Origin of the sequence: Streptomyces lunalinharesii, assembly GCF_039532155.1 — a bacterium.
Lineage (GTDB): Bacteria > Actinomycetota > Actinomycetes > Streptomycetales > Streptomycetaceae > Streptomyces > Streptomyces lunalinharesii.
On the sequence record NZ_BAAARK010000056.1, the window covers coordinates 1 to 18523 of the forward strand.

General features: G+C 72.6%; 18 protein-coding genes. 4 read left to right on the top strand and 14 right to left on the bottom strand.

Translation table 11 applies throughout. From position 1 onward, the window contains the following. Positions 1 to 41: 41 nt before the first annotated feature. The 3 genes from ABD385_RS38050 to ABD385_RS38060 all read right to left on the bottom strand — a co-directional run bounded on the left by ABD385_RS38050 (position 42) and on the right by ABD385_RS38060 (position 3007). The gene (locus tag ABD385_RS38050; protein WP_344584484.1) at positions 42 to 737 is read right to left on the bottom strand and encodes a glycoside hydrolase family 75 protein; all 696 of its coding nucleotides are present in this window, start codon (positions 735 to 737) and stop codon (positions 42 to 44) included. Positions 738 to 894: 157 nt separating this feature from the next. Further along, positions 895 to 1578: a response regulator gene (locus ABD385_RS38055; RefSeq protein WP_344584440.1), complete on the bottom strand. Its 684-nt coding sequence runs from the start codon at positions 1576 to 1578 to the stop codon at positions 895 to 897. A 223-nt stretch (positions 1579 to 1801) separates the two neighbouring features. Continuing rightward, positions 1802 to 3007, bottom strand: coding sequence for a sensor histidine kinase (locus ABD385_RS38060; protein ID WP_344584442.1), 1206 nt, complete (start codon positions 3005 to 3007; stop codon positions 1802 to 1804). A gap of 299 nt (positions 3008 to 3306) precedes the next feature. Between ABD385_RS38060 and ABD385_RS38065 the strand changes: the two genes are divergently transcribed. Both ABD385_RS38065 and ABD385_RS38070 read left to right on the top strand, forming a co-directional pair. Beyond that, complete coding sequence (locus ABD385_RS38065; RefSeq protein WP_344584444.1) at positions 3307 to 4494, top strand: SAM-dependent methyltransferase; 1188 nt, start codon at positions 3307 to 3309, stop codon at positions 4492 to 4494. Positions 4495 to 4612: 118 nt separating this feature from the next. Next, the gene (locus ABD385_RS38070; RefSeq protein WP_344584445.1) at positions 4613 to 5755 is read left to right on the top strand and encodes an NADH-quinone oxidoreductase subunit D; all 1143 of its coding nucleotides are present in this window, start codon (positions 4613 to 4615) and stop codon (positions 5753 to 5755) included. Positions 5756 to 5881: 126 nt separating this feature from the next. Here ABD385_RS38070 and ABD385_RS38075 read toward each other — a convergent pair whose 3' ends face one another. From ABD385_RS38075 to ABD385_RS38090, 4 genes are all read right to left on the bottom strand, one after another. Next, complete coding sequence (locus ABD385_RS38075; RefSeq protein ID WP_344584447.1) at positions 5882 to 7033, bottom strand: hypothetical protein; 1152 nt, start codon at positions 7031 to 7033, stop codon at positions 5882 to 5884. Between the two features lie 64 nt (positions 7034 to 7097). Beyond that, entirely contained in the window at positions 7098 to 8063 is a 966-nt protein-coding gene (locus ABD385_RS38080; RefSeq protein ID WP_344584448.1) for an ABC transporter substrate-binding protein, read from the bottom strand. A 78-nt stretch (positions 8064 to 8141) separates the two neighbouring features. Next, a complete protein-coding gene (locus ABD385_RS38085; RefSeq protein ID WP_344584450.1) occupies positions 8142 to 8879 on the bottom strand; it encodes an ABC transporter permease in 738 nt (245 codons plus the stop codon). Between the two features lie 2 nt (positions 8880 to 8881). Beyond that, positions 8882 to 9610 (bottom strand): ABC transporter permease, encoded by a 729-nt coding sequence (locus ABD385_RS38090; RefSeq protein ID WP_344584486.1) that lies wholly within the window; start codon positions 9608 to 9610, stop codon positions 8882 to 8884. Positions 9611 to 9818: 208 nt separating this feature from the next. Here ABD385_RS38090 and ABD385_RS38095 point away from each other — a divergent pair, with 208 nt between their 5' ends. Further along, complete coding sequence (locus ABD385_RS38095) at positions 9819 to 10997, top strand: ABC transporter ATP-binding protein (protein WP_344584451.1); 1179 nt, start codon at positions 9819 to 9821, stop codon at positions 10995 to 10997. A 31-nt stretch (positions 10998 to 11028) separates the two neighbouring features. Here ABD385_RS38095 and ABD385_RS38100 read toward each other — a convergent pair whose 3' ends face one another. From ABD385_RS38100 to ABD385_RS38125, 6 genes are all read right to left on the bottom strand, one after another. Next, a complete protein-coding gene (locus ABD385_RS38100) occupies positions 11029 to 11520 on the bottom strand; it encodes a DUF3180 domain-containing protein (RefSeq protein ID WP_344584452.1) in 492 nt (163 codons plus the stop codon). A gap of 210 nt (positions 11521 to 11730) precedes the next feature. Further along, the gene (gene folK / locus ABD385_RS38105) at positions 11731 to 12375 is read right to left on the bottom strand and encodes a 2-amino-4-hydroxy-6-hydroxymethyldihydropteridine diphosphokinase (protein WP_344584453.1); all 645 of its coding nucleotides are present in this window, start codon (positions 12373 to 12375) and stop codon (positions 11731 to 11733) included. Beyond that, complete coding sequence (folB, locus tag ABD385_RS38110) at positions 12372 to 12731, bottom strand: dihydroneopterin aldolase (RefSeq protein WP_016574864.1); 360 nt, start codon at positions 12729 to 12731, stop codon at positions 12372 to 12374. Before folB ends, folK begins: the two co-directional genes overlap by 4 nt. A gap of 378 nt (positions 12732 to 13109) precedes the next feature. Further along, the gene (locus ABD385_RS38115) at positions 13110 to 13592 is read right to left on the bottom strand and encodes a nuclear transport factor 2 family protein (RefSeq protein ID WP_344584456.1); all 483 of its coding nucleotides are present in this window, start codon (positions 13590 to 13592) and stop codon (positions 13110 to 13112) included. A gap of 5 nt (positions 13593 to 13597) precedes the next feature. After that, positions 13598 to 14527, bottom strand: a complete 930-nt coding sequence (gene folP / locus ABD385_RS38120; protein WP_344584458.1) for a dihydropteroate synthase — start codon at positions 14525 to 14527, stop codon at positions 13598 to 13600. Positions 14528 to 14648: 121 nt separating this feature from the next. Beyond that, positions 14649 to 16490 (bottom strand): phosphatidylglycerol lysyltransferase domain-containing protein, encoded by a 1842-nt coding sequence (locus tag ABD385_RS38125; protein WP_344584460.1) that lies wholly within the window; start codon positions 16488 to 16490, stop codon positions 14649 to 14651. A 141-nt stretch (positions 16491 to 16631) separates the two neighbouring features. Here ABD385_RS38125 and ABD385_RS38130 point away from each other — a divergent pair, with 141 nt between their 5' ends. Next, entirely contained in the window at positions 16632 to 17747 is a 1116-nt protein-coding gene (locus tag ABD385_RS38130; protein ID WP_344584462.1) for an alpha/beta hydrolase, read from the top strand. Between the two features lie 121 nt (positions 17748 to 17868). Here ABD385_RS38130 and folE read toward each other — a convergent pair whose 3' ends face one another. Then, the gene (gene folE, locus ABD385_RS38135) at positions 17869 to 18477 is read right to left on the bottom strand and encodes a GTP cyclohydrolase I FolE (protein WP_016570641.1); all 609 of its coding nucleotides are present in this window, start codon (positions 18475 to 18477) and stop codon (positions 17869 to 17871) included. Positions 18478 to 18523 lie beyond the last annotated feature (46 nt).

An 18523-nucleotide genomic window follows, 5' to 3' on the forward strand; every position in this document is an offset into this window, starting at 1 on the left:
CCTCCAGCCCCAGCCCTCCCCCTCCCCCTCGCCCACCCCCCTCAGTTCTCCTGCAGGAACTTCTTCGCCAGGGCGTCGCCGCGGCTCACCGCGTCGGCGTGGCTCTCGATGGGGGACGCCTTGGAGTTCTTGAACAGCACGTAGGTGACGCCCGAATCCGCGCCGCCGGTCTCGGGGTTGGGGTCGATGCCCAGGCCCTTGGCGGCCGCGTAGGACGCCTCGCCGATGATCTTTTCGGGGCCGGTGTCCCCGACGACGGCGTATTCGACCTGGTTGTTGTAGATGACGGCGACCACGCCGCCGCCCTTGATGCCCGCGGACTCGTAGTTCCAGATGCCGCTGGTGCTGGGCACGACGACGTAGGGCAGCTTCGCGGCGTTCAGCGGCTTGCCGTCGGACTGGTGGAAGCGGGTGTCGTCCTGGAACCAGGGGTCGGTGTCGGCGCTGCACTGCGCGGTGATCTGCCCGTCGCAGTCGATGTCCATGTCGGCCTTCCAGAAGACGGCGCCGTTCTTGCCGCAGACCGGGACGGTGGCCGAGGTTTCCTCGTCGGTCCGGTACTTGCCGTGGGAGATCTGCTGGCAGTCCTTGAGTTTGGCGAGGAGTTGGGCCGCGGAGACCGACCCTTCCTGGAGGGCGGCGTGCGGCGCGGCCCGGTGGGCGGCCGGCTGGGCGGTGGCGGGCAGGGCCGCGGCGGCGAGGAGGGCGGCGCCGGAGGCGGTGGCGAGGGCGAACATGCGTCTGCGCACGGGGAACCCTTCTGTTAGGAAAGTTTCCTTACCGCGCGCCAATCTGGCCGTTCTTACGTGTTCGCGTCAATACGCGTATCGGCCACGCCACGGCTCCCGGACCAGGCCGATCCCCGGTGTGCGGCGGTCGGCCTGGTCAGCCCGCCTACGCTCCGGCGCCCCCGGCCCGGACCAGCCCCGTCTCATACGCCAGCACCACCGCCTGCACCCGGTCCCGCAGGCTCAACTTGGTGAGGATCCGGCCCACATGCGTCTTGACCGTGGCCTCGGACAGCACCAACCGGGCCGCGATCTCGCCGTTGGACAGTCCCTGCGCGACCAGCAGCAGCACCTCCCGCTCACGGTCGGTCAGCCGCCCCAACTCGGGCCGCGCGGGCTCGCCGGAGGTCGCGGGCAGCATCGGCGTGAAGCGGTCCAGGAGCCGGCGGGTGGTGGACGGGGCGACGACCGCGTCTCCGCTGTGCACCGCCCGGATCGCGGCGAGGAGTTCGTTCGGCGGGACGTCCTTGAGCATGAAGCCGCTGGCCCCGGCCTTCAGCGCGGAGAAGGCGTACTCGTCCAGGTCGAAGGTGGTCAGGATGAGGACCTTCGGGGCGCCCTCCTGCTGGCCGCCGCCGCAGATCCGGCGGGTGGCCTCGACGCCGTCGAGGTGCGGCATCCGGACGTCCATGAGGATCACGTCCACCTCGGCGGTCCGCAGCACCTCCAGGGCCTGCGCCCCGTCGCCCGCCTCGGCGACGACCTCCATGTCGGGTTGTGCGGCCAGCACCATCCGGAAGCCGGTGCGCAACAGCACCTGGTCGTCGACGAGCATCACGCGGATGGTCATGGCAGGGAGATCCCTTCACGGGTCGGCAGGGGCGGACGGGACGCAAGCGCACGGGGCGACGGCAAGCCGGTCGGGGACGAGCGCACCCGATGCGAGCACGGTAGCGACCGGCCCGGCAACCACGTGCGCGGCGGCGACGGGCGGAGCGGACGCCGACGGGGCCGGGCCGCTCGGCCACCGATCCCCCGCGCGGCTGGCCGGCCCGGCGGCGCGACCGGCCGGCTCATCGGTCGGCCTTCAGCGGCAGCACCGCGTTGACGCGGAAGCCGCCGCCCGGCCGTGGTCCGGCGTCGAGAATGCCGCCGACCATGCCGACCCGCTCGCGCATCCCGATCAGGCCGTGGCCGAGCCCGTCCGCACCGCCCGCCTCGTAGAGCTCGTGCTGGGCGCCCCGGCCGTCGTCCTCGACGAGCAGGTCGAGGTCGTCGTCCCGGTAGGTGAGGCGGACGGTGGCACTGACGTCGGGGCCACCGTGCTTGCGGGCGTTGGTCAGCGCTTCCTGGACGATGCGGTACGCGGTCAGCTCGACGCTGCTGGGCAGCGGACGCGGCTCGCCGACCACCCGGAAGTCGACCGGCAAACCGGCGCCCCGGACCTGGTCGACGAGGTCTGCGAGCTGCTCGACGCCGGGCTGCGGCACGTACTCCCCGCCCTCGGCCTGCTCGCCGGTGCGCAGTACGCCCAGCAGGCGGCGCATCTCGGCGAGGGCCTGCCGCCCGGTGCCCGAGATCGTCTCCAGTGCCTGGCGGGCCTGCTCGGGTGCGGCGTCGAGGACGTAGGCGGCGCCGTCGGCCTGGACGACCATCACCGAGACGTTGTGCGCGACGACGTCGTGCAGCTCGCGGGCGATCCGGGCGCGCTCGGCGGCGACCGCGATCCGGGCCTGGGCCTCGCGTTCCTTCTCCAGGCGGCTGGCCTTCTCCTCCAGCTGTGCCCAGTAGGCCCGGCGGGTGCGTACCGAGTCGCCGAGCACCCAGGCCAGTACGAACGGCACGGTGAGCAGGGCCATGAAGAAGACCACCGCCCACGCGGGCAGGGCGATGGGGTTGTCCCGGAAGCGGAGCTGTGACAGGCCGGGGGCGATCAGGGCACCGGCCAGTGCGAAGCGTGAGGCCCAGCGGCGGGCCGAGGTCTCGGAGGCGACGGTGTAGATGATCACCATCAACGCGAAGTCGCCCATGTTGGGCGGCACGTTCAAGATCAGCTGGCCGAGGCCGAGGGCGGTGGCCAGCAGCAGCATCTTGACCGGGTACTTCCGGCGCAGGGCGATGACCAGGCACAGGCCGGCGCTGAAGAGCAGGGCGACGACCTTGCCCTCAAGACCCGACCGGGAGATGACCCACAGCCCGCAGAACCCGAAGAGGAGGAAAGCCCAGAAGCTGTCCACCCCCGTCGGGTGTCTGCGGAAGAAGTCATAGAGGCGCTGCACGTAACCCAGCGTAGGCAGCGTCGGCGGGCTGCGGAGTCAACCGGAGGGGCGATCCTCTTCCGTCGGGCCTACTCCCGTAGGTGGAGGCCGCATGCGCCAATTGTGTCGCCGCTGGGGTTGACCCATGATCATCCGCGGGGTCGAGCCGGGCGCGCGCGGCACGGCCGCTCGCCCGCCGATCCCCCGACCACGGCCCCGAGCAGGGCTTTCCCTCAGCGTGCGGACTCATACCGTGGGCCGAGCATCACACCACGGGTCGACGCCCCGCGGCTTCCTCCGCCCCCCGTACCGTGGTCCGTGTGACGAACAGGGGACGCGGGCACGCGCCGAACGAGGGACGCGAACACGTGGCGAACGAGCACCGGCGCGCCCGGCGGCCCGGCGACGACGGCCTCCGCCCCGCCCCCGGGACCCCGTCCGACGGCCGCCGGCCGGCGCCCCGCGCCGGAGCCGACGCCACCTGGCGCGGCTGGCGGACGGCGACCGAGCAGGCGCTCTACGGTCCCGACGGGTTCTACACCCGTCCCGGCGGCCCCGGTCCCGCCGGTCACTTCCGCACCTCCGTCCACGCCTCCCCGCTGTACGCCGGTGCCGTCGCCGCCCTCCTCCGGCGGGTCGACGCGGCGCTCGGGCACCCCGCCGAGCTGGCCCTGGTCGACGTCGGCGCGGGCCGCGGCGAGCTGTTGAGCGGCGTCCTGGCCGCGCTCCCCGAGGACGTGGCCGCGCGGACCCGCCCGTACGCCGTCGAACGCGCCGCGCGCCCCGAGGGCCTCGACCCCCGGATCACCTGGCGCGCCGACCTGCCCGCACCGGGCTCGCTCACCGGCCTGCTCTTCGCCAACGAGTGGCTGGACAACGTCCCGCTGGACGTCGTCGAGACGGACGCCGACGGGGTGCCGCGCCGCGTCGAGGTGCGCGCCGACGGCACGGAACGGCTGGGCGCCCCCGTGGACGGCCCGGACGCGCGGTGGCTGGCCCGCTGGTGGCCGCGGATCGCGCCGAACGCCGCCGGCGGCCCCGGCCCCGGGCTGCGCGCCGAGATCGGCCGCCCCCGGGACGCCGCCTGGGCGGGTGCCGTCGCCACCCTGCGCACCGGGCTCGCGGTCGCCGTCGACTACGCCCACGACCGCGCCGACCGGCCGCCCTTCGGCACCCTCACCGGTTTCCGGGCGGGTCGCGAGGTCCCTCCCGTCCCGGACGGCAGCTGCGACGTCACCGCACACGTCGCGCTCGACTCCTGTGCCGGCCCGGCCGCCGAGCGGCTGACCCAGCGGGCCGCGCTGCACGCCTTGGGCGTGACCGGCCGGCGCCCGCCGCTGTCCTTGGCCACCACCGACCCGGCGGGCTACCTCCGGGCGCTCGGCGCCGCCGGTGACGCTGCGGAACTGACCGACCCGGCCGGCCTGGGCGGCTTCGGCTGGCTGCTGGAACCGGTCGGCGGCACCGCCTGCGCTGGCCTGCTGGCCGCCGCCGACGACGCGGCCTGACCGGGCGGCCGACCGGCACCTCGGGGGCGGCCAGCGCGCCCGGCCCGGCCCTCGGACGAGCCGGTCCACCCCACGGACCGCCCCGCTCCGCGTCGTCCCGCCCTGCGACACTGTCTCCATGACGGAGACGACGGTCGGCATCGGCGGCGCGGCGGAAAGCACCGACATGGTGCTGAACATCGGCCCGCAGCACCCCTCCACGCACGGCGTGCTGCGGCTGCGCCTCGTCCTGGACGGTGAGCGCATCCGGCACGCCGAGCCGGTGATCGGCTACATGCACCGCGGCGCCGAGAAGCTCTTCGAGGCCCGCGACTACCGCCAGATCATCATGCTCGCCAACCGCCACGACTGGCTCTCGGCGTTCTCCAACGAGTTGGGCGTGGTGCTCGGCATCGAGCGGATGCTCGGCATGGAGGTCCCCGAGCGCGCGGTGTGGACCCGGACGCTGCTCGCCGAGCTGAACCGCGTGCTGAACCACCTGATGTTCCTCGGCTCGTACCCGCTGGAACTCGGCGGCATCACCCCGGTCTTCTACGCCTTCCGCGAGCGCGAGGAGCTCCAGACCGTCATGGAGGAGGTCTCCGGCGGCCGGATGCACTACATGTTCAACCGCGTCGGCGGCCTCAAGGAGGACCTGCCCGCCGGCTGGCTCGGCCGGGCCCGGCAGGCCGTCGCCGACGTCCGCTCCCGCATGGACGTCTTCGACGACCTCGTCCTCGGCAACGAGATCTTCCGCGGCCGCACCCGCGGCGTCGGTGTGCTCTCCCGCGAGGCGGTGCACGCCTACGGCGTCTCCGGGCCGATCGCCCGCGCGTCCGGCGTCGACTTCGACCTGCGGCGCGACGAGCCCTACCTCGCGTACGGCGACCTCGCCTCGACGCTCCAGGTGGTCACCCGGGACGAGGGTGACTGCCTGGCCCGGTTCGAGTGCCTGCTGGCGCAGACCCACAACTCCCTCGAACTGGCCGACGCCTGCCTGGACCGGATCGCGGAGCTGGCGCCCGGTCCGATCAACCAGCGGCTGCCCAAGGTCCTCAAGGCCCCCGAGGGCACGACCTACGCCTGGACCGAGAACCCGCTCGGCATCAACGGCTACTACCTCGTCTCCAAGGGCGAGAAGACCCCGTACCGCCTGAAGTTGCGCTCCGCGTCGTACAACAACGTCCAGGTGCTGACCGAGCTGTTGCCGGGGACCCTGGTGGCCGACATGGTCGCCATCTTGGGGTCGATGTTCTTCGTGGTCGGCGACATCGACAAGTAGCCGGGCGCAGCGGCGGGCCGCCGTGCCGCCCCTGGTTGCGCCCGCGCACAGCACAGCGGCGGGGAGTTCCTCCACAGGCTGTGGACGAACTCCCCGCCGCTCGGTGCGTCTACGGGTCTTCGGCGCTCAGGAGATGGCGCTGCGCAGTTCGGCGAGGTCGAGCTGCTCGGTCTCGTCGTGGGCGGTCAGGTCGATGACCTCACCGGCGCCGTGCGTGGTCTCCCCGTCGGCCGTCGCGTCGTCGGACGCCTGGTGCTCGCCGTCCGTGCCGGCGTCCGCGGCCTTCTCGGGCGTCGCGGCGGTCTCGTCGGTGGTCTCGTCGGCGGTCTGCGGGAGCGCCGCCCGGGCGGGCACGCGGGCCTGTGCGCGCGCCGACTGCTCGGCGACCGCCTCGTCGCCGACGACGTCCGCCAGGTCCTCCTCCAGGGGGGCGGTCGGCTGGTCGTGCGGGACGGCGGCGTTGCCGAAGAAGTCGAAGCCGCCCAGCGTGCGGGACACGGCGGGGCGCGGCGGGGCGATCGCGGCGGCGGCCGGCACCGGGCGGAGCTCCGGTCCGCCCACCCCCTGCGCGGCGGCCGCCTCGGACTTCCCCTGGTCGTCGGCCCCGGGCTTCTGCTGGGCGCCGGTGCTGTCCTCGCCGGTGGCGCGCTGCCGGGCGGCGTTGCGGGTCAGCTCGCGCAGGGCCCGGTCCGCCTGGGCGAACGTGGCGGCCGGACGGGCCGCGGGCGGGCCGTCCGGGCGCTGGGTGGCCAAGGCGTGGCGCCCGCCGCCGGTCCCCGGCTGGCGCCGGGCCGGAACGAGTGCGGCGCCGGCGGACGGCTGCCCGGCCTCGATGGCGAGCAGTCGACGGCCCTCCAGGGCGCTGGCCCGCTCGGTCTCGGCGGTGGCGTAGCGGCGCAGCAGGGCGGCGTGCTCGCTGCGCAGGCGGGCGAGTTCGGCGCGCTTGGCGCGGAGCTTGGCGTCCAGGCCGGCGCGGATCTCGCGCGACTCCTCGACGTCCGTTTCCAGTTCGGCGACGCGTTCCTCGGTGCGCCACTCGTCGCGCGCCCGGGCCCGGGTCAGCTCGGCGACCCGCTTGCCGGCCTTGCGGTCCCAGGTGCGCAGGAGGACGGCGCCGGTGACCGCGGCGGCCGCGGCCCCGGCGGCGAGCACCCGTTGCACGAGGTCGTCGCCGACGAACCACGCGCTCGCGGCGCAGGCAATTGACGCACCGGCGACCGTCGCGGGAGGAAGCAGCCGGTGGAGGGGTGGGGAATGGCGGTGGCGTCCTCGTGGCATGGCCAGAAACTTACCGTGCGTGCGAGACCTATGGGGCCCCGCATACGCATCCGTTTCGCGCTGGTTACTTCTTGACCAGTCCCTTGGACTCCAAATAGGCCTGTGCCACATCGGCGGGCTTCAAGCGCTCGGCATCGACCTTGCGGTTCAAGTTGATCAAGTCCTCGGTCGTCAGCACCTTGGTGATCTTGTCGAGTGCGGTCTCGATCTCCTTGTCGGCGGCCTTCTTCGCATTCAGCACGGGCAGTACGTTGTCGGCGTTCTGCAGCTTCTTGTCGTCCTGCAGAAGCACCAGGCCGAAGTTGTCGAGAGTGGCGTCCGTGGTCGTGGTGAGCACCAGTTGGTCGGTGCCGTCCTTGACCGCCTGCTTGGCCTGCGGGGTCCCCACGCCCTTGGGATCGATGGCCGCCACGCCGATGCCGTAGGTGCTCTCCAGGCCGGGCTTGCAGAACACCCGCGTCTCGCACTCCTCACCCGCGGCGAGTTTGATCTTCTCATGCGAACGTCCCAGGTCGGAGAGCGTCTTCAGCGAGTGCTGGGCGGCAAATTCCTTGGTGACCGCGAACGCGTTCTGATCGGTGGCGGCGCCCGCCGGCAGCACCTTCAGACCGCGCGGCTCGGCGAGCTTCTCGAGCGCGGCCACCGTCTTGTCGATGTCGCTGGAAGCCACCGGCTTCGCCTTGGGGCCGTTCTTCTTCGCGTTGAGGAATTCCGCGAGGGTCGAGGCGTATTCCGGAACGACGTCGATCTGGCCCTTCTCCAGGGCCGGTTCGTACAGCTCGCGATTGGTCAACGTCTGTACCCGCGGCTGGTAACCGGCATCGGCGAGCACCCGCGAATACATCTCGGCGAGCACCTTCGACTCGGTGAAACCGGCCGAGCCGATGACGATCTCGCCCTTCCCGCCGCCCTTGGCCCGGCCGCCCTTCTCCTCCAGGCTCTGCCCGCCGCACGCGGCGAGCCCGGCTGCCAGCGCCACCACGGTCCCGGCGGCCAACGCGGTACGCACCGCGCGTGCTGTGCTGCTCATGGAATTCCACTCCGTCTGTTCGGATCAGGTCGTCGGGATCAGGTCGTCGGATCAGGTCGTCGGGGATCAGCCGGTCGCTCAGGTCGAGCCGGACGGTTCGGGACGGGTCCCGGCCGGCGCCGGGGCCGGCGCCTTCCCGGACGGCCCGCGCCGCCGTCCCCGCATCGGATCGAAGGCCCGGTCCACCACGACCAGCACCCCCTCCACCACCAGCGCCAGCACCGCCACCAGCACCGCCCCGGCGACCACCTGCGCGGTGTCGTAATTGCCGAACCCGGCGGTGATGATCCGGCCCAGGCCCCCACCGCCGGCCAGCGCGGCCAGCGTCGTCGTGGCCACCACCTGGACCGCGGCCGACCGCAGCCCGGTCATGATCAGCGGGTAGGCGAGCGGGATCTCCACCCGCCGCAGCAGCTGCGGCCCCGACATCCCCATCCCCCGGGCCGCCTCGACCACGTCGCGGTCCGCCTCGCGGATGCCCAGGTAGACGTTGGTCAGCAGGGGCGGCACCGCGAACAGCACCAGCGCGATGACCGTCGGCCAGTCGCCGTGCGATCCCAACGGGCTCAGCGTCAGCAGCACCAGGACCGCGAACGTCGGCACCGCGCGCCCCACGTTGGAGATGTTGATCGCCAACGCCCCGCCCTTGCCTATGTGGCCCAGCCACAGCGCCACCGGCAGCGCTATCAGGCAGGACAGCACCAGGCAGATCCCGCTCAACCAGAGGTGCTCACCGAGGCGGTGCCACACCCCCTTCTCCCCGGCCCAGTTGGCGGCCGTGCCCAGCCACTGCCAGGCGCCCGTGATCGCGTCCACGCTCACCCCACCGCCTTCGCCACGGTCGCCCCGCGCCGCGTCCGGCGGCCCGCGGAGCGCGCCCGCGTCCACGGCGTCAACAACCGCTGGAGCCCCAACAGGAGCAGGTCCGCCACCAGCGCCAACACCACGCACAGCACCGAAGCGGTCAGCACCTCCGCCTTGAAGAAGCCCTCCATGCCGCTGGCTATGAGATTGCCCAACCCGCCGTATCCGACGACCGAACCGATCGTCGTCATCGCCACCGTCGAGACCGTGGCGATCCGCACGCCGGCCACCAAGGCCGGCAGCGCGAGCGGGAGCTCCACCTCGAACAGCAGCCGCGCCGGGCCGTACCCCATCCCGCGGGCGGCCTCCCGCACCTCGGCCGGCACCGCGTCCAGACCGGCGAGGACGTTGCGCACCAGGATCGTCAGCGAATAGAGCACCAGGCCCGTGACGACCACCGCCGGCGACACCCCGAAGACCGGTGTCAGCAGCGCGAACATCGCCAGCGACGGCACCGTGTACAGCACCGTCGTCAGCCCCAGGACCGGCCCCGCGACGCCCCGTCGGTGCCGCGCCAACAACGCCAGCGGAAACGCGATCAGCAGCCCGAGCGCCACCGACACCACCGTGATGCCGACGTGCTGGAGCGTGGCGTCCCACAACTCCTGGCTCCGGGTGCGGAGGTACTCCCCGCAGATCCAGTCGTTCCGCTCCAGGCAGCCGGACCCACCGCCCTGCGCCATGGACTGAGCGCCCATCAATGCCTGCGCCGCACGCGTCGGTACCTCCACCGCCGTCACCTCCCCCGCTCGCCGATACCGTGGTGACCGTCTGCGACCCTAACCCCCACCACTGACAATCACCGCGGCCCGGCATCCACTCGCAACACCGCGTTCACGGCACCCGCGCACGACGCGTACACAATGGGGCCCGTCCACACAGGGGGAATTCATGATCCGCTTCGAGCACGTCACCAAGCGTTACGCCGACGGCACCACCGCCGTCGACGACCTCTCCTTCGAGGTCGCCGCGGGCGAACTCATCACCCTCGTCGGCCCGTCGGGCTGCGGCAAGACGACCACGATGAAGATGGTGAACCGGCTCATCGAACCCACCGGCGGCCGGATCCTCCTCGACGGCGAGGACATCGCCGACGCCGATCCGGTCGAACTCCGCCGCCGCATCGGCTACGTCATCCAACAGGTCGGGCTCTTCCCCCACAAAACCGTGCTGGACAACACCGCCACCGTCCCGCACCTCCTCGGTCGGCCGCGCAAGGCGGCCCGGGCCCGCGCCGCCGAACTCCTCGACCTGGTCGGCCTCGACCCGGCCGTCTACGGCGACCGCTACCCCGACCAGCTATCCGGCGGCCAGCGGCAACGCGTCGGCGTGGCCCGCGCGCTCGCCGCCGACCCACCCGTGCTGCTCATGGACGAGCCATTCGGCGCCGTCGACCCGGTCGTCCGCGAGCACCTCCAGAACGAGTTCCTGCGGCTGCAGTCCACGCTCCACAAGACGGTGCTCTTCGTCACGCACGACATCGAGGAGGCGGTCCGGCTCGGCGACCGCATCGCCGTCTACGGCAGCGGACGCATAGAGCAGTTGGACACCCCGGCGACCGTCCTGGGCGCCCCGGCGACCCCGTACACCGCGGAGTTCGTGGGCGCCGACCGCGGCCTGAAGCGGCTCGCCGTCACCCCCGTCGAGACCGCCGACCTCGACGAGCCGCCGGTGGTCCGCCTGGACGACCCGGCCGCCCGGGCCGCCGACGCGCTCACCGCCGCCGGCGCCCCCTGGGCCGTCGTCCTGGACGCCGACGCAGCGCCGTACGGCTGGGTGGCGGCGGACGCGCTCGCCGACCCCGAGGGCCCCGCCGCGGACCGCTCCGCCACCGTCCGCGACCTGGCCCGCCCGATGGCCGCCAGCGTGCCGCTCGGCACCCCGCTCCGCCAGGCGCTCAGCACCCTGCTCCAACACGACGCGGGCTGGCTCGCGGTCCTCGACGGCGACCGCTACCGGGGCGTCCTCACGCCCGCCCGACTGCACGGCGCCCTGCGCCGCGCCACCACAGCGGACGCGACGGACCTGCCGCGCGCCGAGGTCGCCCTGGACACCGTCCCGGGCACCTGAGACGACGGGGCGGGCCCGGCCCTGGGCCGCGTCAGGCCCGGGCCGGCCCAGGGCCGTCGTCGTCCCCGTCCTCGCCCTCCGGCAGCTTGCAGACCCGCTCCAAGAAGATCGCCGCGGCCACCACCGCGGCACCGGCGAGCACCGAGAACCCGGCGTACACCGCCTGGGTACGGCGCGCGTCGTCCACGCCCGACAGCAGCAGGAAGACCCCGACGCCGCCGTAGAGCCCGGAGACCAACGCCGCCACCAGGGCACTGGCCTGGCCGAAGACCACCGCACGGGCGGCCACCAACGGGTCGACGCCCTTCGCGTCGGGCTCCCGCTCGCGCTGCGCCCGCAGTCGGGACCGCAGGGAGAGCGCGGTGGCGGCGAGCACCACGGCGATCAGCGCCAGCACGATCGGCGCCGCCACCGGCACGCCGGGCAGGGAGCCGAACGCGTCCCATAGCCGGGCGCCCGCCCAGGCCAGGATGCCGGCCACCACGAACAGCCCGACCAGGACCTTGATCCGTAGCTGCTTCACCGAGCGATCGCCCCTCGCACCGTCCCGGCCATCCCTACCGCGATGACCGTGTCCGCCTCATGGCCGCACCCCTCGGTGCGACCGCCGTATCCGTCCGGACCGTCCCGCGCGCACGAGCGCACCGCCGCGACGTCCAGGCGCCAGTACATCAGCGCGACGGGCGTCCCGGGCGCATCGCCGCCGTACGCGGCCGGCCCGCAACCCTAACGACTACTCCGGCAGTCGCAGTTCCAGGTCCGCCCGGTGGTTCACGCCGTCGCTGCCGACCGCGGCCAACAGGGCCGCCACCGCGCCCCGGCCGGGGACCTCCGCCTCCGGGTCGACGTCGTGCCACGGCACCAGGACGAACGCCCGCTCGTGGGCGCGCGGGTGCGGCAGCGTCAGCCGCGGGTCGTCGGAGACCACGTCCTGGTAGGCGAGGATGTCGACGTCGATCGTGCGCGGACCCCACCGCTCGTCCCGCACCCGCTCGAAGGCCTCCTCGATGGCGTGCCCGCGCTCCAGGAGGGAGTCCGGCGGCAGCGTCGTCTTGATCAGCACCACGGCGTTGAAGTACGCGGGCTGCGAGTCGGGGGCGACGCCCCACGGCTCGGTCTCGTACACCGGGGAGACCGCCTTGACCCGGACGCCCGGGGTGTCCTCCAGCGCGTCGATGGCGCCCTGGAGCGTCTCCAGGCGGTTGCCGAGGTTGCTGCCCAGCGAGATCACTGCGCGCTTGGGGTTGGACAGCGTGACGTCCGCCGCGTCGACCTGCTCCACCACCGAGGCGGGCACCGGCTGGACGGTCGGGTCGGCGGCGGAAGCGGCGTGCGGGAGGCGGGCGGTGGCGGGTGCCGGCTGCTGGGTGGTTTTCATACTCGGCTCCGAGTGATGGTGATGGTCACGTCGTCGAAGGGGACGGTGATCGGTGCGTCCGGCTTGTGGACCACCACTTCCACCTCCTGCACCCCCTCGTGCTTCAGGCACTGGTCGGCGATGCGCTCCGCCAAGGTCTCGATGAGGTCGACGGGCTCGCCTTCGACGACGGCCACCACCTCCTCGGCGACGATGCCGTAATGGACGGTCTTCGCGAGATCGTCGGAGGCTGCGGCCGGGCGGGTGTCCAGGCCGAGGACCAGGTCGACGATGAAGGTCTGGCCTTCCTCGCGTTCCCGGGGGAACACCCCGTGGTGTCCTCGGGCCTTCAGCCCACGCAGCGCGACACGATCCACGCGAATCACTCCCACTGGTCCGGCGGCGCCGCTGGCGCCACTGTTCGTCGGATTCGGGCAGGCACCAGAGTTGGCCGGCGACACTGCCCCATTCGAATCTACCTGCGAGCACCGACAGCACTCGCCCATGGGGGCTATGGACAAGGCCCCCGTCCTGCTGCTAGGCGGTGTCGCGCGGGCAGCCTTGCCCAGCACGGGAGATCGTCCGCGCGGCCTCTTACCCGCGCCTGCCCGCCCCACCCCTACCCGTGCCGCACTTGGCTCGAACGGGTGCGCCCCACCCGGGGCGCTGACGCCGGGCGCACCCGCCCGCACCCCCGGCACCGCACGGCTTGTGAAGCCACTCACATGTCCGCGGACTGGGATGCGACCGGAAATTCACAGCCGCCCGGCCGGCCCGTTCTCCTCGTCCTCGTCGGCGTCGTCGTCCCCGTCGTCGTCCTCACGGTCCGCGAGCACCGGCGAACCGTGGTGCGACCAGACCCGCCAGCCGTCCTCGGTCCGCTTGAAGACGTTGGTCGCCACGACCAACTGGCCGATGAGCGGCCCCACGGAACCGTCGTCCTCGGCCGGGCCGCCGCTGAGGATGTTCTCCGTGCAGGTGACCAGCGCGGTGTCGCCGATGACGTCGATCTCCACGTCGGTCAGGAAGAACTGGATGTACTCGGTGTTCGCCATGATCAGCGCGTACGACCGGAGCACCTCCCCCCGCCCGCGCAGCACCGGCCACCCCGGGTGGACCACGCTCACCTGACCGTCCAGCCACAGCTCGGACAGTGCCTCGTGGTCGCCGCGCTCGATGGTCTCGTACAGCGTGGTGTTCGCCTGCTCGACCAGCTCGATGTCCGTCCGTGGGCCCAAGCCGCTCACTTCGTCCCCGTCGTCGTCGCCGTACCGCCCACCCGCACCGCGCCGGTTGCCCCGACGCCGTCGGCCGCCCGCGCCGCGCCCTCGACGGCACGGGCCACCCGCACCGCGTCCGCGCTCGCCCTGACCTCATGCACCCGCACCGACCAGGCCCCCTCTCGCGCCACGATCGCCGACACCGCCGCCGTCGCGGCGTCCCGCTCCCGGGCCGGCGGTGGGGCGGCACCCTCGCCGCCTGCCAGCACCCTGCCCAGGAACCGTTTCCTCGATGCCGCCACCAGCAGCGGCCGGCCAAGCGCCCGCAGCCGGCCCAACTCCGCCACCAGCGCCAGGTCGTGCCCGGCCTCCTTGGCGAAGCCCAGCCCGGGGTCGATGACGATCCGCTCCGGGTCCACCCCGCCGGCGACCACCCGCTCCACGCTCGCCGCCAACTCGTCGACCACCTCGCCGACCACGTCCGCGTAGACCGCCCGGTTGTTCATGTCGATCGACTGGCCGCGCCAGTGCATCACCACGAAGGGGACGTGGTGGGCGGCGACCGTCGGCACCATCGCGGGATCGGCCAGCCCCCCGCTCACGTCGTTGACCAGCCGCGCCCCCGCTTCCACGGCCCGCTCGGCCACCGCGGCGCGCATGGTGTCGACGGACACCACCACCCCCGCCGCGGCCAACTCGCGGACCACCGGGACGACCCGCCGCAGCTCCTCGGCCTCGTCCACCCGGGCCGCACCGGGGCGCGTCGACTCACCGCCGACGTCCACGATGTCGGCACCCTGGGCCACCAGGTCCAGACCGTGTTTGACGGCGAGCTCGGTGTCGAACCACTCGCCGCCGTCGGAGAACGAATCGGGCGTCACGTTCACGACGCCCATCACCGCGCAGCGGTCCCACTCCGGCAGTCCGGCCACCCGGCCGCGCAAGGTACTCATGGCACCAGCGTAGGCCGTGTGCCGACCGGCCGGATTGCCGCCGCCGGCTGCGCAGATCCCCCCTCCGCGGGCCCCCGCGGGGCCTCGGGCCGGCCCGGTCGCGGCCGGTCCGAGCCGGGCCTCACGCCACCTTCTCCAACGCCCCGGCTGCCACCACCGTCTCCTCCAGGTGCCCGCACGGCCGCGGCTCGGCGGCCTTCCGGCGGCGCAGCACCCGCGGCAGCTCCAGGTACCCCTCGGCTTGCAAGGTGGCCAGCCCGATCCGCGGGATGTCCCGGCTGTTGCGGAACACCACGAACCGCGGCTCCCAGCGTGGCCGGAACTTGTCGTTGAACTTGTAGAGCGACTCGATCTGGTACCACCGGGACAGGAAGATCAACGTCCCGCGCCAGACCCGCAGCACCGGCCCCGCGCCCAGCTTCTCGCCCCGCTCCAAGGAGGAGCGGAACACCGCGAAGTTCAGCGACACCTGCTCGATCCGCAGCCCCGGCGCCGCCTGCAGCGCCGCCACGATCAGCAGCTCGTTCATCCCCGGGTCGGCGCTGCGGTCCCGCCGCATCAGCTCCAACGAGATGCCGTCGCCGCCCCACGGGACGAAGTGCTGCATCGCCTTCAGGTCCCCGAACGGGCCCGGCTCCTCGCCTTCGGCCGGCGCCTGGTGCGCGGTGGCGATCACCGCGTCGCCGTCCCGCACCGCGTCGATCCGGCCGAGCGCCATGGAGAACCCGCGCTCGGTGTCGGTGTCCCGCCAGGCGTCCGCGGCCTTCTGGACCCGCGCCAGCTCCTCCGGCTCCAGGTCGCGGACGCGCCGGACCCGGGTGGTGTAGCCGTTGCGCTCGATCCGCTTGACCATCTGCCGCACGTTGCGCATCGCCCGGCCACTCAGGGTGAAGTCGGCGACGTCCACGATCGCCTCGTCGCCCAGCTCCAGCGCGTCCATCCCGGTCTCCCGGGTCCACACCTGGCCGCCGGTCTCGCTGCACCCGGTGACCGCCGGGGTCCAGGAGTGCGCCCGCGCCTCCTCCATGAACCGCTCGATGGCGCCGGGCCACGCCTCGACGTCCCCGATCGGGTCGCCGCTGGCCAGCATCACGCCGGAGATCACCCGGTAGCAGACCGCCGCCTTGCCGGACGGCGAGAACACCGCGCCCTTGTCGCGACGGAGCGCGAAGTAGCCCAGCGAGTCCCGGCTGCCGTGCTTGTCCAACAGCTCCCGCAGCCGCTGCTCGTCCTCGTCCGTCAGCCGGGACGCCGGGTGCTCCGGGCGGAAGGCCAGGTAGGCGGTGGTCACCACGGTCAGCAGGCCCAGCGCGCCGAGCGAGTAGCCCACGGTGTAGTCCACGCCGTTGGTGTAGGCGATCGGCCCCTCGAAGCCGAAGAGCCCCCACAGCACGTGCTCGGCACGCTCCCCGAACGACGGCGAGCCGACGATCTTGTGCGGGTGGGAGCTGACGATCACCATGCCGAGGGCGAAGCTGACCCCGCCCAGGGCGACGAGGTTGGCCGCCGCCTTCCAGCGGCTGCGCGGATCGGGCAGCGCCGCGAACGCCCGCCGGTACCGGATCAGGAACCCCAGCAGTACCAGCGACAGCACCGCCCCGAAGACCGAGTGCCGGTAGAACAGCTGGGCCGCGATGCCCACCGGCAACAGCGCCACCGCCGCCGCCCAGGCCCGCCGCTTGCGCCGCTTGAGCCCGTGGGCCAGGAGCAGCAGCAGGATCCCGACCACGAGGGAGGCGGAGGCCGCCAGCGGGCTCACCGCGCCCGGCAGCACCTCGGCCACCGCGTGCACCCGGCTGTGCCGGAAGCGCGGGAAGATCCCGGACACCAGGTTCAGCAGACCGACCACGACTCCGGCCGTGCCCACCAGCCGCGGTACCGATGCGGGCCGTGGACCGCGGAGCCAGCGTGGCGCAGACCACGCAACCTTCTCCGACTTTTCGCCATCTAGCCTGTCAGACATCACTTTCCCGTCGCCCCGGTCGAGAGAACGTGCGAGCCTTAGTCGCAGCATCTGGACTTTTGCGCCCTGTATGACGGCGTCTCAGGGCTCGGGGTTCCACTTGCGGTCCGGATGGCCCGGCCGCCCGGAAGAAAGCACCACATGGGTCTCACCAGCAAGAAAGTGCTGCTTCTTGCCGTTCTCGTCGCGGTGGCACTGTTCGTCCTGACGATCTGGCTCTGGCCGCGGCTCTCCAAGGGCAACTGGCGCGCCGTGCTCGGCCGCATCGGACTGCTCTTCGCCACGCAGCTCTCGCTCTTCGCGGCCATCGGCCTCTTCGCCAACAACACCTTCGGCTTCTACGCCTCCTGGGCCGACCTCCTCGGCCAGGAGCAGGAGCCGGGCGTGATCACCAACTACAAGTCCGGCCCGAACGGCACCAGCCTCAAGATGCTGGGCACCGAGCGCCTGAGCATCCAGGGCGCCTCGGTCCCGGCGACCGCCGGCCGGCTGGACAAGGTCCTGGTCCGCGGCGAGAAGTCCAAGATCGCCAGCCCGGCGTACGTCTACCTGCCGCCGCAGTACTTCCAGCCGCGGTACGCGCACAAGAAGTTCCCGGCGGCGGTGATCCTCACCGGCTACCCGGGCACCGCCGAGGCGCTCTACAAGAAGCTGCACTACCCGCAGACCCAGTACGACCTGCTCAAGGCCGACCGCGTCCAGCCGACCGTCCTGGTGATGATGCGCCCGACCGTGGCCCCGCCGCGGGACACCGAGTGCGTGGACATACCCAACGGCCCCCAGACCGAGACGTTCTTCGCGCACGACCTGCGCCACGACATCAGCGGCGAGTACCGCGTCGGCCGGGACGCCAAGAGCTGGGGCATCATGGGCGACTCCACGGGCGGCTACTGCGCCCTGAAGCTGACCATGCGCAACCCGCACGCGTACTCCACCGCGGTCTCGCTCTCCGGCGACTACAAAGCGCCGATCGACGCCACCACCGGTGCGCTGTTCGGCGGCAGCAAGCAGCTGGAGCGGGAGAACAACCTGCACTGGCGCCAGCAGCACCTGCCCGCTCCCGCGGTGAACCTGCTGGTCACCAGCAGCAAGCACGGCGAGAGCAACTACAAGCCCACCCTGAAGTTCATCGAGGGCACCAAGTCGCCCTCCAAGGTCGCGTCGATCATCCTCGACAGCGGCGGCCACAACTTCAACACCTGGCGCCGGGAGATCCCGGCCGCCCTGGAGTGGATGGGCGGGCACCTCAAGGCCTGACCAGGCCCCACGCACCCGGGCGCGGCCCGGGGCCCCGGCGTCAGCCGTGGGCCCCGGGCCGCGCTCCGTTCTTCCGGCGGCCGTCGCCCCGCCGGGCGCGGCGACGGCCGGCGCACCGGCCTCAGCGGGCCAGTATCAGGCTCATCGCCTCGGCCCGCGTCGCGGGATCGCGCAGCTGCCCGCGCACCGCGGACGTCGTCGTCTTGGCGCCCGGCTTGCGCACCCCGCGCATGGTCATGCACATGTGCTCGCACTCGATGACCACGATCACCCCGCGCGGCTCCAGGATCTTCATCAGCGAGTCGGCGATCTGGGTGGTCAGCCGCTCCTGGACCTGGGGGCGGCGCGCGAACACGTCGACCAGCCGGGCCAGCTTCGACAGCCCGGTGATCTTCCCGTCGGTGGACGGGATGTAGCCCACGTGGGCCACCCCGACGAACGGGACCAGGTGGTGCTCGCAGTTCGAGACCACCTCGATGTCCTTGACCAGCACCATCTCGTCGTGGCCGAGGTCGAAGGTGGTGGTCAGCACGTCCTCGGGCTTCTGCCACAGGCCGGCGAAGATTTCCCTGTACGCCCGGGCCACCCGCGCCGGCGTCTCCAGGAGGCCCTCGCGGTCCGGATCCTCGCCCACCGCGATGAGCAGCTCGCGCACGGCGTCCGCGGCACGCTTCTCGTCGAACGTGCCGATCGCGCCGCCCTCGACGTCCAGCGTCACAGGGTCCGTCATTGGTGCCTCGTTCCTTCTGGCCCACTCGAAAACGCGGAATGCCGCG